The sequence below is a fragment of the Escherichia sp. E14S1 genome (assembly GCF_004211995.1).
Lineage (GTDB): Bacteria > Pseudomonadota > Gammaproteobacteria > Enterobacterales > Enterobacteriaceae > Escherichia.
Window position 1 is genome coordinate 129,675 of record NZ_RHJQ01000003.1, and the last position, 14,273, is coordinate 143,947.

Genomic DNA, 14,273 nt, shown 5'->3' on the forward strand with positions numbered 1-14,273 from the left:
TGAGACAGAAGAGCTATGCGACTGCTACTTCTACTTCGACGGGCACAATAACACTGGCGTGATTGCCTTTTGGCCCTTGGTGGACATCAAACTGAACGGGTTGTCCAGCTTTTAGCGTTCTGTAACCATCCATCTGGATGGTGGAATAATGAGCGAAAATATCTTCGCCACCGCCTTCAGGGCAGATGAAACCGAACCCTTTGGCGTTGTTGAACCACTTAACAGTACCCTTTTCCATGCTTCGACATCCTTCGCAAATCTTATATAAGTAAGATGGAATAAACCGGGGTCAGAGAGGGGGCAGTTCAAAACCTCGCCAACTCTTGAAATACAATTTAGAGAAATGGGGCGAGTCGTCAAGCGTTTGACAGGGGCCAGGGGGTAGGTATGCATCAAAAATTTGAAGCAGTTAACGCTATTGACAGTAATGTCACTGATGTCGCTTATACCAACGATAGATGATAATTATCTATCATGTGGAGTAGATTGGTCAGGCAAATACGCTCTTGTCAGCGGCAGAGCGTTCTGCCGGTAACCGTAACCGAAGATGATAACTGACAATGGGTAAAACGAACGACTGGCTGGACTTTGATCAACTGGCGGAAGAAAAAGTTCGCGACGCGCTAAAACCGCCATCTATGTATAAAGTGATATTAGTCAATGATGATTACACTCCAATGGAGTTTGTTATTGACGTGTTACAAAAATTCTTTTCTTATGATGTAGAACGTGCAACGCAATTGATGCTTGCTGTTCACTACCAGGGGAAGGCCATTTGCGGAGTCTTTACCGCTGAGGTTGCAGAAACCAAAGTGGCGATGGTGAACAAGTACGCAAGGGAGAACGAGCATCCATTGCTGTGTACGCTGGAAAAAGCCTGAATGCAGGTATAAAAATTGGGGGAGGTGCCTATGCTCAATCAAGAACTGGAACTCAGTTTAAATATGGCTTTCGCCAGAGCGCGCGAGCACCGTCATGAGTTTATGACCGTCGAGCACTTGTTACTGGCATTGCTCAGTAACCCATCGGCCCGGGAGGCGCTGGAAGCGTGTTCCGTGGACTTGGTTGCGCTCCGTCAGGAACTGGAAGCCTTTATTGAACAAACCACACCTGTTCTGCCCGCTAGTGAAGAGGAGCGCGACACGCAGCCGACCTTGAGTTTTCAGCGTGTATTGCAGCGTGCGGTCTTCCATGTTCAGTCCTCCGGTCGCAGTGAGGTTACCGGTGCGAATGTTCTGGTCGCTATCTTTAGCGAACAGGAGTCGCAGGCGGCGTATCTGTTGCGCAAACATGAAGTCAGCCGTCTTGATGTGGTGAACTTTATTTCTCATGGCACGCGTAAAGACGAGCCATCTCAGTCTTCTGAACCAGGAAACCAGCCGAGCAGTGAAGAACAAGCTGGTGGGGAGGACCGTATGGAGAATTTCACGACTAATCTGAACCAGCTTGCACGCGTGGGCGGAATTGACCCGCTGATTGGTCGTGAGAAGGAACTGGAGCGCGCCATTCAGGTTCTCTGCCGCCGCCGTAAAAACAACCCGCTGCTGGTTGGGGAGTCTGGCGTCGGTAAAACTGCGATTGCTGAAGGTCTTGCCTGGCGAATTGTTCAGGGCGATGTGCCGGAAATCATGGCTGACTGTACGATTTACTCTCTCGATATCGGCTCCCTGTTAGCAGGCACCAAATATCGCGGCGATTTTGAAAAACGTTTTAAAGCGTTGCTCAAGCAGCTGGAACAGGATACTAACAGCATCCTGTTTATCGATGAGATCCATACCATCATTGGAGCGGGCGCAGCGTCTGGCGGGCAGGTAGATGCAGCCAACCTGATCAAACCGTTGCTCTCCAGCGGTAAAATTCGCGTGATTGGATCGACGACCTATCAGGAGTTCAGCAACATTTTCGAGAAAGACCGTGCTCTGGCGCGTCGCTTCCAGAAAATCGATATTACTGAACCGTCGATCGAAGAAACTGTGCAAATCATCAATGGCCTGAAACCGAAGTACGAAGCGCACCACGATGTGCGTTATACCGCGAAAGCGGTGCGTGCGGCGGTGGAGCTGGCGGTGAAATACATTAACGATCGTCATCTGCCGGACAAAGCGATTGACGTTATCGACGAAGCGGGCGCTCGCGCACGTTTGATGCCGGTAAGCAAGCGCAAGAAAACGGTGAATGTGGCGGATATCGAGTCCGTGGTAGCCCGTATTGCACGTATCCCTGAGAAGAGCGTTTCTCAGAGTGACCGCGATACGCTGAAAAATCTTGGCGATCGCCTGAAAATGCTGGTCTTCGGTCAGGATAAAGCCATTGAAGCGCTTACCGAGGCCATCAAGATGGCGCGTGCGGGTTTAGGTCACGAACATAAACCTGTTGGTTCATTCCTGTTTGCTGGTCCAACCGGGGTCGGGAAAACCGAGGTGACGGTACAGCTTTCCAAAGCACTGGGTATTGAGCTTCTGCGCTTTGATATGTCCGAATATATGGAACGTCATACTGTCAGCCGCCTGATTGGTGCGCCTCCAGGATACGTTGGTTTTGATCAGGGCGGTCTGTTGACCGATGCGGTCATCAAGCATCCGCACGCGGTGCTGCTGCTGGACGAAATCGAGAAAGCGCATCCGGACGTATTCAACATTCTGTTGCAGGTGATGGACAACGGCACGCTGACCGATAACAACGGGCGCAAGGCCGATTTCCGTAACGTGGTACTGGTGATGACCACCAACGCCGGGGTGCGTGAAACCGAGCGTAAATCCATTGGTCTTATCCAGCAGGATAACAGCACCGATGCGATGGAAGAGATCAAGAAGATCTTTACGCCGGAGTTCCGTAACCGTCTCGACAACATTATCTGGTTCGATCATCTCTCTACAGACGTGATCCACCAGGTGGTTGATAAGTTTATCGTCGAGTTGCAGGTTCAGTTGGATCAGAAAGGTGTTTCTCTGGAAGTAAGCCAGGAAGCGCGTAACTGGCTGGCTGAGAAAGGTTACGACCGGGCGATGGGCGCACGTCCGATGGCTCGTGTGATTCAGGATAACCTGAAAAAACCGCTCGCTAACGAACTGCTGTTTGGCTCGCTGGTGGATGGTGGCCAGGTGACAGTCGCGCTGGATAAAGAGAAAAATGAGCTGACCTACGGGTTCCAGAGTGCACAAAAGCATAAACCGGAAGCCGCGCATTAATCAGACTGTTAAGTAGGTTGGTGAAGTCCGTAATCTCGTCAGGGGTTACGGACTTTTTGTTTATAGGGTGGAGGAAGTTCAGACCCTTTTTTTGATGATGATGGTAAGTTGTTGATAATTAATGCTGTTGAAAGGTAAGAATAAAAAAGGGTTGCAGCAGGAAAATGAGATGGTTTTGCTTTATTAACAACGGGCTAAACGTGTAGTATTTGAGTTCACTGCCGTACAGGCAGCTTAGAAACGTTAGTTTTGAGGGTTCAAAGCGGGGCGGGAGTTCACTGCCGTACAGGCAGCTTAGAAAAGCAGCGTTATCGAGCGCGCGGCGTTCAGATAGTTCACTGCCGTACAGGCAGCTTAGAAAAGATCGGTCGCGTCTTTGTAGTCCCTCGCTTTGTTCACTGCCGTACAGGCAGCTTAGAAAGTTGGATTTGTCAAACCCTTATGGGAATAAATGTTCACTGCCGTACAGGCAGCTTAGAAATCGTGGACAGCGGTTGGGGCCAATCCCCTTACGTTCACTGCCGTACAGGCAGCTTAGAAAGCCACAAACCGGGCACGGCGGAGATGGCGGTAGTTCACTGCCGTACAGGCAGCTTAGAAAAGTAATAATTGAGCGTGTAGTTCTTAGCAACTGTTCACTGCCGTACAGGCAGCTTAGAAATGGTGGTGCCGCTGAACAGTTATGACTGGAACGTTCACTGCCGTACAGGCAGCTTAGAAATCTTCCGCTAAGGCTGCTAAATCAGCCGCATCGTTCACTGCCGTACAGGCAGCTTAGAAAAAAGGGGCCCCCACGATTTAGCGTTTGACGATGTTCACTGCCGTACAGGCAGCTTAGAAATAATACGGATCACTATTCCAGAAAGTTTTTATGTTCACTGCCGTACAGGCAGCTTAGAAATTACGCGCAGAGCTACCCTCCTTTTCTGCGACGTTCACTGCCGTACAGGCAGCTTAGAAAAGGAGCTCATGGATAAACAACAGGCGGCGCAGGTTCACTGCCGTACAGGCAGCTTAGAAAGAACGCAAATACTTTCCTGTTTGTGTTCCTGAGTTCACTGCCGTACAGGCAGCTTAGAAATAAATTTGAGGGTGAGGGTAAGCGGGGTTTCCGTTCACTGCCGTACAGGCAGCTTAGAAAGCAAAGTCAGGGTGGTGCTGCCATGAATTTATGTTCACTGCCGTACAGGCAGCTTAGAAAAGTTCGGAAACAAATTGCGGCACCGCGCCACCGTTCACTGCCGTACAGGCAGCTTAGAAATGATGTTCGCCTGGGCTGGTTCGCTGAAAACCGTTCACTGCCGTACAGGCAGCTTAGAAATGCTTGATGCGAAGACTATTACCAGCAATAGCGTTCACTGCCGTACAGGCAGCTTAGAAATGTCGCAGGCGCTGTACTTGCTGTTGCAGAAGGTTCACTGCCGTACAGGCAGCTTAGAAAATCGGTATCGCTCCGTTGGCACAGTGTTACTCGTTCACTGCCGTACAGGCAGCTTAGAAATTCTGAGCGGGAAAACGCGCCCGCACTGGTGAGTTCACTGCCGTACAGGCAGCTTAGAAACAAAATTAAAGGCGGCAAGCCAACATCTGTCACGTTCACTGCCGTACAGGCAGTTTCACAAATACGATGATGGCAGAAATTTAGCTGCGTTATGGCGTTCTCAACTCCGAACTATTAGCTGCAACACACAATAACAATCGTAATAATTGCGATAGAAATCAATTTCTCGCACAGAAATCAATGCTGTACTAATCCTAACTCCTTCAAATAAAAATAATCACAGGATGTGTTTATGTCTTCCAATTACCTTACTCCATCTGACCTCAAAACCATTCTCCACTCTAAACGCGCCAATATTTATTATCTGGAAAAATGCCGGGTGCAGGTGAATGGTGGGCGAGTGGAATATGTTACCAGTGAAGGTAAGGAGTCGTACTACTGGAATATCCCCATTGCGAATACCACGGCATTGATGTTGGGGATGGGAACATCCGTTACTCAGGCGGCGATGCGTGAATTTGCCCATGCCGGGGTGATGGTGGGCTTTTGCGGTACGGATGGCACGCCGCTGTATTCGGCAAATGAAGTTGATGTTGATGTCTTCTGGCTCAGTCCGCAAAGTGAATATCGCCCTACAGAATATCTTCAGCAGTGGGTTTCTTTTTGGTTTGCTGAAGATAAACGACTTGCCGCAGCGAAACGTTTTCAGTTAATCCGCCTGACACATATCGATAAGCACTGGACCAGCGCGAAAATGCAGCGTGAACACGCCTTTCAGCCTGATGCTAATGCACTGCAGACCCTACTAAATCGTACTCGTGAAGAAATAGACGCGGCAGAAAACCATACGCAGCTTATGCTCGTAGAGGCCAAATTGACCAAAGCACTCTACAAAATGGTGAGCCAAACCGTGGGCTATGGCGACTTTACTCGCGCAAAACGGGGCGGTGGGATTGATATGGCTAACCGCTTCCTCGATCAGGGTAATTATCTGGCTTATGGGCTGGCGGCAGTGGCGGCGTGGGTAACCGGGATCCCGCACGGTTTAGCAGTAATGCACGGTAAAACACGTCGCGGCGGCCTCGTTTTTGACCTTGCCGATCTGATTAAAGATGCCCTGGTTATGCCACAAGCATTTATTGCCGCAATGGCGGGAGAAGATGCTCAGGAGTTTCGTCAACGCTGCATCAATATCTTTCAACAAGCGGATGCGCTGGATGTCATGATCACCTCTTTGCAAGATACGGCCCAGGCACTGGCTAAGGCTGATCAATGAATGTTCTGATTATCTCGCGCTGTACAAAAAATGCCCGCGTGGAAAGCTGCCGTATTATTGATCAGTTTGCTGAACGTACAGGTGATGCCGCATGGCAAACGGTGATTACTCTGGAAGGCGTTAATACACTCCGCCGTTTACTGCGCAAAACAGCCAGGCGAAATACCGCAGTGGCATGTCACTGGCTGAAGAAGAACGGGCAAATGGAGTTGATGTGGATTGTGGGTAATATTCGTCGTTTTAATGCACAGGGACGCGTTCCCACGAATCGAACAACCCAAACCAGCCTGGTGAACAAAGAAGAAAATCGCTGGCAATGCGCGGAGAGCATTGCGCTGCTGGCGGCTATCGCCGGGTTGTTTCATGATTTTGGTAAAGCAGGACGCAGCTTTCAGCAAAGCCTGACCCATAAGAGCGCACGCAGTTATCAACCTTATCGGCATGAATGGATCTCACTGCGGCTTTTCCAGGCGTTTGTTGGTGAACAGCCAGACGATGTGTGGCTGGAGAAACTCGGGGAATTAACGGCAGATGATGAAGTTGCGATTCTTGAACGTCTACAAAAAGACACACCTCATTTTTCAAATAGTCCATTCAGTTCGCTGCAACCGCTAGCCAGGACGGTAGGTTGGCTGATCCTTTCCCATCATCGAATGCCGGAGAATCTTTCTTCACAGCCGGAACAATCATGCAAAGGGTGTGAAAGTTGGCTGGAGAAGCAACTGAATGCTGACTGGAATGCCGTTAACCACCGCAAAAATGACTGGACGCAACAGGATTTTGAGCAAGTCTGGCAGTTTCCATCAGGAACGCCGCTTCAAAGCGCGAGCTGGCGGGAAAAAGCGCGTCAGATTTCTCGCCGGGCAAGCAACGCGCTCGGTTTAAAGACATACGGGCAGATGGAACAGTTGTTCCCCTTACATATGGCGCGTTTTTGCCTGATGCTTGCCGATCACTACTATTCATCTAATGACGCGCAGCAAAAATGGCAGGACCCGGAATATATCGTCTGGGCAAATAGCGATCGCCAAAGCGGCACGCTCAAACAGCGGGTAGACGAACATCTTGTGGGCGTCGCGCATCATGCGTATCTGCTTGGGCGGCAACTGATGCACACACGGGCATCGCTTCCGGCAATTGCCCGACATAAAGGTTTTAGCCAGCGGGTCACAGATGTGAAATATCGCTGGCAAGATAGAGCCTGGGATGTGGCGCGAGCGCTACGTGAACGAAGTCGTGAAGAGGGATTTTTCGGCGTCAATATGGCCTCGACGGGTTGTGGTAAAACCTTTGCGAACGCCCGCATTATGTATGCACTTGCCGACGAGCGAGAAGGGTGCCGATTTACCGTTGCGCTGGGATTGCGCACGCTGACTTTGCAAACCGGCGATGCTCTGCGCAGTCGGCTTGGACTAGGTGAGGATGAGCTGGCGGTACTGATTGGTTCGGCGGCAGTTAAGCAACTGTGGCAGCAGGAAAAAATAGACAATGATTACGGAAGTGCTTCGCAAGAGTCGCCAATAGAGGAGCTACAGTTCGTTAAGTACGAAGGCAGCCTGCATACCGGGGCGCTGGAAAAATGGTTGAAGGATGACAGCAAACTTAAGGAGTTAGTTAGCGCACCGATTCTGGTCGCGACGATTGATCATCTTATTTCTGCGACCGAGGGTGTGCGTGGCGGGAAACAGCTTCCGGCGATGTTGCGCCTGTTAACCAGCGATTTAGTGCTCGACGAACCTGATGACTTTGATATTGCCGATCTTCATGCGGTATGTCGTTTGATGAACTGGGCCGGGATGCTAGGAACGCGGGTATTACTTTCCTCGGCGACGCTACCTCCAGGGCTGATTCAGGCGTTGTTCGCGGCTTATCTCGCCGGGCGTAAAATGTGGCAGACGTCTTGTGGTACCAACGGCAGGCCCGTCAATATCTGCTGTGCCTGGTTTGATGAAAAAGATGCTGATGCAACGCAAATTTTCGACGGGCCTGGGTTTCGTGATGCACATGCCAAATTTGTTGCACGGCGAGCGGTGATGCTGGCTGAAAAAGAGCGACTGCATTTCGGGCGTGTTGCTTCAATTTCATTTGCATCAAGCGCGATACAAGACGTTACCGAAAGTGTGGCCCAGACGGTGCATACGCAAATGCTGAAGTTGCATCAGGCGCATCGCCAGCGACACGAAAGCGGTAAAACCGTTTCGCTGGGCCTGGTGCGTTTCGCGAATATCAACCCACTGGTTGCGGTGACCAAAGCCCTGATTGCCATTCCTTCACCAGAAGATGTCTGCATTCATTACTGTGTTTACCACTCCCGACACCCGCTGGCGGTGCGTTCAGATATTGAGAAGCGGCTGGATCGCGCTTTTACTCGTCATAACGAACTCGATTTCTGGAGCAACGAAGATATCGCAGATGCTTTACATAACAGTCCGGAATCGCACCATCTTTTTGTGGTGTTGGGGACATCGGTTATAGAAGTGGGGCGTGACTGGGATGCGGACTGGGGAATTATTGAACCAAGCTCCATGCGTTCGATTATTCAATTTGCCGGACGTATTCAGCGCCACCGTAGAAATGTGCCGACCAGTGAGAATCTGGTTATTTTACGTAGCAATATTAAGGCATTGCAGAAAAAAGCCCCCGCATTTTGTAAACCAGGTTTCGAAACAAAAGAACACTTGCTGAATAGCCACGATATTTGCGAACTGATTCCGATTGCGGACTACCGGACGATTAACGCCTTGCCGCGGATCCTGTCTGCCAATAATGACAACAAACTGGCGGAGCTTGAACATAGTCGTTTATCCGCCGAATTGATGAGCAGTAAAAGCAAACATGTGGTGGCGGCGCAATGGTGGCGTGCACCGCTAAGCTGGAACGGCTGGATGCAGCGCCAGACGCCATTTCGATATTCCCCTTTGCCGGAGGCGGTGTTTTTTTTGCATATGGATGATGAAGAAAGCGAAGTGCGTTTCTATTCCCGCACGGGCGACAACGAGCGTAAAGCGCAAGGGAATTTCAGGCGAGAAGAGGTGAGATGTGCCAGCGGCGTCGCTTGCTGGGGCGTGATGGATTACCAGCTCGTTTTGTTGAATTTAGCTGATAAGCAAAGTTGTGAAATACAGCGTGTTGGAGAAATGTTTGCTGAAGTGAGAGTACCGGTCAGTGAAGAAGATGCGGTCGATGGCTGGCGTTATCACCCCTGGTTAGGGGTGTTTCGCAACCTGTGATAGGGGGCGAGCTGCCTGTGCGGCAGTTTACAAGTCCGTATTCGGAGATACATCTATTTCTAAGCTGCCAACGGCAGTGCGCAAATGTTAACTGTATAACTATTGTGTGGCAAATAATTTATGCATGGTAATATCACTTTGGTTTGTTGCATTGGGTTTGGCTAGATTAAATCGCAGATATATCTAGGTGAACTATCCATGATTATCACCACGGGGGTTGTCCCTTTTGCTGTATGCATCAGTTGTACTGAAGCCATGTTGAGCTACGGAGATTTTTCAGTGAAATCAGGGAGCAACTTTAATTTGATGGATTAACGATAGGAGCCGAGATGGAAAAAACGGCGCTAATACAATTTATTACTGACTACATCGCTTCGCGAAGGCAACCCAAAATCGAAGCCTTTGAAAAAGAAGCAGCAAAGCGACTGGAGCAGGGCGAGGACGCCAGCGTTATCGCTCTGGAGCGACAGGAACTCGAAGCACGCTACCTGCCACGTAACTGGTTAACGGATGCGGCAAAGCGTGTTCGTACTATAAGGATAATCTCCCACGGGACAAAATATAGTAATGGTGACTCCAAAGCATATGGACGTTATTTGGAGAAATTCGTCAGCGAAGGATATTTAAATACAGCATCACTGGCAATTATTAAAGAGGATGCAGAAGGTAACGCAGCCGTTTTTGATGTTGCAAAGCTACTGCTAACGAAAGTCAACGGTGATTCATTACTCGCCAGTTTAAAACGTGGCGATTATCAATCATTAAATGCTTTTGCGTTGGATGTTGAACAATTAAAACAATGGGTTGAATGCTTTAGTGAAGCATATGCTTCGGAGTGGATTAAAGCGCATAAACTTTCGAAGCAAATCTATTTCCCTGTCGATGATGGCTATCATCTGCTCTGCCCACTGTTTTCCAGTTCACTGGCGCAGGCGATGTATGAAAAGCTAACCGCCGTGCGCTTTAGTGAGGAATCGAAAGCCATTCGCGATGCCCGCAAAGCAGGAAAATGGCACTCCCAGCCAGATATCTGGTTTCCTAATCTTGCCGAAATGCATTTTGGAGGCACAAAACCGCAGAATATTTCGTTGCTCAATAGTGTGCGTGGTGGCCGAGTCTGGCTGTTGCCGTCAATGCCACCTACCTGGGAGACTCTGGATCGCGCACCACAAAACATGCGCAGTATTTTTTCCCTACGCGGCGATTTCAATCGGGCGGCTTCAGGCATCGTAGCCCGGATGACTTACCTGCTGAAGGTTGACATAAACAATGTTCATATCCGAACTGCGCGGGCGAAATATATTGATGAGTTGATTGATCTGCTGTTCATGCAGGCGTCTTCATTTCAGCAAGAAAAATGGCAGGGATGGTCCGCGCAATCACCAGACTTACCTCGCCACCAACAACTTTGGCTGGACCCGTGGCGAAGCCTCTCAGATGAGACTTTCAAACAGGAGCGTGAGAAAAACGACTGGCAAGAGACGGTAGCCGATGATTTCGCGCGCTGGCTGAACTATCGCCTGAAAAAAGCCCGTTTCGATGTCGGTGCTGTCGAGCAAAGGGAGTGGCGCAGTCAGTCCCTGTTTACTCAACGGATGCGTGAAATGGAAGCCGTTTTGCAGGAGGCGCTGAAATGAGTTATCTGCTCTTGTTACCCCATGTACGCATCGAAAACGCTAACGCCGTCTCCGGGTTGACCTGGGGATTCCCGTCGATGACCCATTTTCTCGGTTATGTCCATGCGCTTTCTCGAAAAGTCGTGGATGAATTTGGCGTAAGTTTTGACGGTTGTGCGGTAGTAAGCCATGAACAGCATATTCAGGCGTACAGCTCCGGGCGCGATTTTCAATTCGCTCTCACCCGTAACCCATTAACCAGAGAAGGTAAAACCGCCTCGTTCAATGAAGAGGGCCGTATGCACCTGACGGTTTCTCTGCTGATTGAATGTAATGGCGAAATTACCAATGGTGAATATGGCAGAAAAGCTCTTTGCGACCATCTGAAAATGCTCTGCCAGAGCCACAAACTGGCGGGCGGCAGCATTGTTGACATGCGCGAACCACAGCTTTTTCATGCGCCTGAAGATGAAAAGCAACTGCGTAAAATCATCTGGCGTTTAATGCCTGGCTATGCGCTTTACGATCGCAGTGAATGGCTGGCTGAACATCACCAACAACATCCCGACATATCGTTGCTTGATGCCTGGCTTGATTTTGCTGCGATTAAATATCAGGCCGAATCTCCGGCAGAAGACAACAGCGCACAATGGGTATACCAGCCGAAGCCAATGCCTGGTTTCCTGGTACCGTTAATGTGTGGCTACCAACGCATTTCTCCTGTTTACGCACCCGGTGAAGTTGAAAATGCGCGCGATACCTCAACACCATTTGCCTTTGCCGAAGCAGTTTATGGCATTGGCGAATGGCGCGGATTACATCGTATTACTGGCTTGCAACCGCTGATGTGGCGTTACCGTACAACGGACACTGGCTACTATTGCTCGGCAATACCAGTCGTTGATGACCCTACGATTAATGAAGATGACGATACAGAATAAGGACATAATTATGGCAAAGGCCCCTGTAGCAGTAAAAACGGCGTCAGTACTGGCATTTGAGCGCAAACTGGCAACCTCTGACGCGGTGATGTACGCAGGTAACTGGCAAGGAAATGAATGGCAACCTATTGAGATTCAGGAGAAAGCCGTTCGCGGAACCATCTCCAATCGCCTGAAAGATGCAATTTCCAGTAATGCGTTAAAGCTGAATGCAGAAATCCAAAAAGCCAACTTGCAGCGGGTAGATGTGGCAGCGCTTCCGGTTAATGCGGATACGCTAAAAGTGATGTTTACGCTGCGCGTGCTGGGTAATTTATCCTCACCTTCAGTATGTAATGATATGGCCTATCAGGAGGTGCTTTCTGACGTTATTGAAGGTTATATCAGCGAACATGGCTTTAAAGAACTGGCGCTTCGCTATGCCCTGAATCTGGCAAATGGCCGTTTTCTGTGGCGTAACCGTATCGGTGCCGAGCAAATTCAGGTGAAAGTCACCGCTAACGACAAATCATGGACTTTTAACAGCCATGACTTCTCGTTACGTCAATTTGATCAGGGCCAGAGTAGCGTCACGAAACTGGCGGCAACGATTGAACAAGGATTGAGCGGAAAAGAGTGGGTGATGCTTACCGTTGAAGCGCAGGTCCGTCTTGGCGCCGGGCAAGAAGTTTTCCCGTCGCAGGAGCTGGTACTCGACAGCAACAGTAGCAAAAGTCGCGTGTTATACCAGGTAGCTGGTATTGCCGGTATCCACTCTCAGAAGATTGGCAATGCTTTACGTACCATCGATACCTGGCATCCAAAAGTGGATGAATTAGGTGCTATCGCCGTGGAACCTTACGGTTCTGTAACCAGTCGCGGTGTGGCCTGCCGTCAACCGAAAGAAAAACTCGACTTTTATACCTTACTGGACAATTGGGTGACTAAAGGGATGAAACCAGACGTTGAGCAGCAGCACTACGTGATGGCTGTGCTGATCCGCGGCGGTGTCTTTGGTGAGAAATCGGAATAAGGAGCTGCCAATGGATCACTACCTTGAGATCCGCGTTCTGCCAGATCCTGAATTTTCGAGCGAAATGTTGATGGCGGCGTTATTTGCCAAACTGCATCGGGCATTAGGTGCAAGAGGGCAAGGCGATATCGGCGTAAGTTTCCCGGACGTAAATGTTATGCCAGGAGCGCGTTTACGCTTGCATGGTAGCGCCCAGACATTACAGGCGCTTGAAGCCTCAGCGTGGCGTAAAGGACTAACGGACTATTGCCAATGTTCACCTGTCACTCCCGTTCCAGAAATAAAGGGCTGGCGAGTAGTAAGCCGTGTGCAGGTTAAAAGTAACCCCCAGCGTCTGTTAAGGCGTTCAGTGAAAAAAGGTTGGCTTACTGAAGAACAGGCGATTGAGCGACTGGCGACGCAAGCTGAACAGCGGACCGACTTACCTTTTCTTAATATGAAGAGTTTATCGAGTCAGCAACAGTTCAAATTGTTTATCCGACATGGGGATTTGCGTACAGAACCGGTTAAAGGGGTATTCAGTAGTTATGGATTAAGCGCAACCGCTACTATTCCCTGGTTTTGATTGGTTAGTTGGAATGTATAAAAGACCTGGCCTTACCGTCAGGTCTTTTTGTCTATTGAAAAGCCGATTTCTGGCTGGAAATAGAATAAGGAATTCAATGCCCTACACTTTCATAAGTATATGGATATTTATTTAAAACAAGCAATCCTCAATTAATAATACGTATTAATCTACCTTGTAATGACATCAAATAATGACGAATAGTAAATAATGAAAATATTTTTATGGGTATTTTTTGCTGGTTATGTATTTTTTATAATTTGATTTAAATCACGAAAACAACTTGTTTACATTGCGATAGCAAATGTAATTTGCGAAATTCATTTCCGAGAGGACAAAGACTCTTAATCACCTGGAATAAATTAGTTAAGGAATAGACTATGAAACGTTCAATTATTGCAGTTGCAGTATTATCTTCTCTTTTTATGAGTGCAGGGGCTTTTGCAGAAGGGAATCAACAGGGCGAGTTGATTATTACCGGTAAAGTTGCAGGAACTACTTGTCAATTTATCGACGGTAGTACTGCAACCATTGCTATGAACGAAATTGGTGCTGATCAATTTGAAAATGTAGCTGTTGGCAATACCGTTGATACTTATTCAAATACAACTACCGTGCCTCTAAAAGTTCAATGTGTTGGAGATAAAACGCCAAGAATTACGTTTTCCAGTTCTCAATTCATTGACTCTAATAACAATATTACGGTTAATACTGCTTCGGATAATGGCGCAGGGTTTGCTGTCTATTATGTTAATAATGGTAACGAAGAGAAAATCACAAAGGATGGTGTTATTGAATTAAATGGACAAGGTGTGGATGGTTTGTATACGCTTAACTTTAGTGCAAAATATGCAAAGTCTGGTGAAACAGTGACCCCGGGTGATGTTAAATCTGCCCTGACAATGACTGTCGTGACAGATTAATACCGTGTTTATCGGCGGCTT

The 14,273-nt window shown here is 48.8% G+C and carries 11 protein-coding genes and 1 CRISPR repeat array; of the genes, 10 read left to right on the top strand and 1 reads right to left on the bottom strand.

What is annotated here, in order from left to right:
* Positions 1-13: 13 nt before the first annotated feature.
* Positions 14-238: a cold shock-like protein CspD gene (gene cspD / locus D9734_RS02905; protein ID WP_064530179.1), complete on the bottom strand. Its 225-nt coding sequence runs from the start codon at positions 236-238 to the stop codon at positions 14-16.
* Positions 239-387: 149 nt separating this feature from the next.
* Here cspD and D9734_RS23465 point away from each other — a divergent pair, with 149 nt between their 5' ends.
* The 10 genes from D9734_RS23465 (at position 388) to yehD (ending at position 14,252) form a co-directional block, all read left to right on the top strand.
* Entirely contained in the window at positions 388-462 is a 75-nt protein-coding gene (locus D9734_RS23465; RefSeq protein WP_214251107.1) for a hypothetical protein, read from the top strand.
* Positions 463-560: 98 nt separating this feature from the next.
* Complete coding sequence (gene clpS / locus D9734_RS02910) at positions 561-881, top strand: ATP-dependent Clp protease adapter ClpS (RefSeq protein ID WP_000520781.1); 321 nt, start codon at positions 561-563, stop codon at positions 879-881.
* Between the two features lie 30 nt (positions 882-911).
* Positions 912-3,188, top strand: a complete 2,277-nt coding sequence (clpA, locus tag D9734_RS02915) for an ATP-dependent Clp protease ATP-binding subunit ClpA (protein ID WP_130205255.1) — start codon at positions 912-914, stop codon at positions 3,186-3,188.
* 213 nt (positions 3,189-3,401) lie between these two features.
* A CRISPR array of direct repeats spans positions 3,402-4,810; the repeat unit is 28 nt; unit sequence GTTCACTGCCGTACAGGCAGCTTAGAAA.
* 171 nt (positions 4,811-4,981) lie between these two features.
* Entirely contained in the window at positions 4,982-5,965 is a 984-nt protein-coding gene (gene cas1f, locus D9734_RS02920; protein ID WP_130205257.1) for a type I-F CRISPR-associated endonuclease Cas1f, read from the top strand.
* Positions 5,962-9,195, top strand: coding sequence for a type I-F CRISPR-associated helicase Cas3f (gene cas3f, locus D9734_RS02925; protein WP_130205259.1), 3,234 nt, complete (start codon positions 5,962-5,964; stop codon positions 9,193-9,195). Before cas1f ends, cas3f begins: the two co-directional genes overlap by 4 nt.
* Before the next feature lie 329 nt (positions 9,196-9,524).
* Entirely contained in the window at positions 9,525-10,832 is a 1,308-nt protein-coding gene (csy1, locus tag D9734_RS02935; protein WP_130205261.1) for a type I-F CRISPR-associated protein Csy1, read from the top strand.
* The gene (csy2, locus tag D9734_RS02940; RefSeq protein WP_130205263.1) at positions 10,829-11,752 is read left to right on the top strand and encodes a type I-F CRISPR-associated protein Csy2; all 924 of its coding nucleotides are present in this window, start codon (positions 10,829-10,831) and stop codon (positions 11,750-11,752) included. The genes csy1 and csy2 overlap by 4 nt, the downstream gene beginning before the upstream one ends.
* Before the next feature lie 10 nt (positions 11,753-11,762).
* Positions 11,763-12,764, top strand: a complete 1,002-nt coding sequence (gene csy3, locus D9734_RS02945; RefSeq protein WP_130205265.1) for a type I-F CRISPR-associated protein Csy3 — start codon at positions 11,763-11,765, stop codon at positions 12,762-12,764.
* A 10-nt stretch (positions 12,765-12,774) separates the two neighbouring features.
* The gene (cas6f, locus tag D9734_RS02950; protein ID WP_130205267.1) at positions 12,775-13,329 is read left to right on the top strand and encodes a type I-F CRISPR-associated endoribonuclease Cas6/Csy4; all 555 of its coding nucleotides are present in this window, start codon (positions 12,775-12,777) and stop codon (positions 13,327-13,329) included.
* Between the two features lie 380 nt (positions 13,330-13,709).
* On the top strand, positions 13,710-14,252 hold the full coding sequence (yehD, locus tag D9734_RS02955; RefSeq protein ID WP_130205269.1) for a fimbrial protein YehD: 543 nt from the start codon (positions 13,710-13,712) through the stop codon (positions 14,250-14,252).
* Positions 14,253-14,273: the final 21 nt, after the last annotated feature.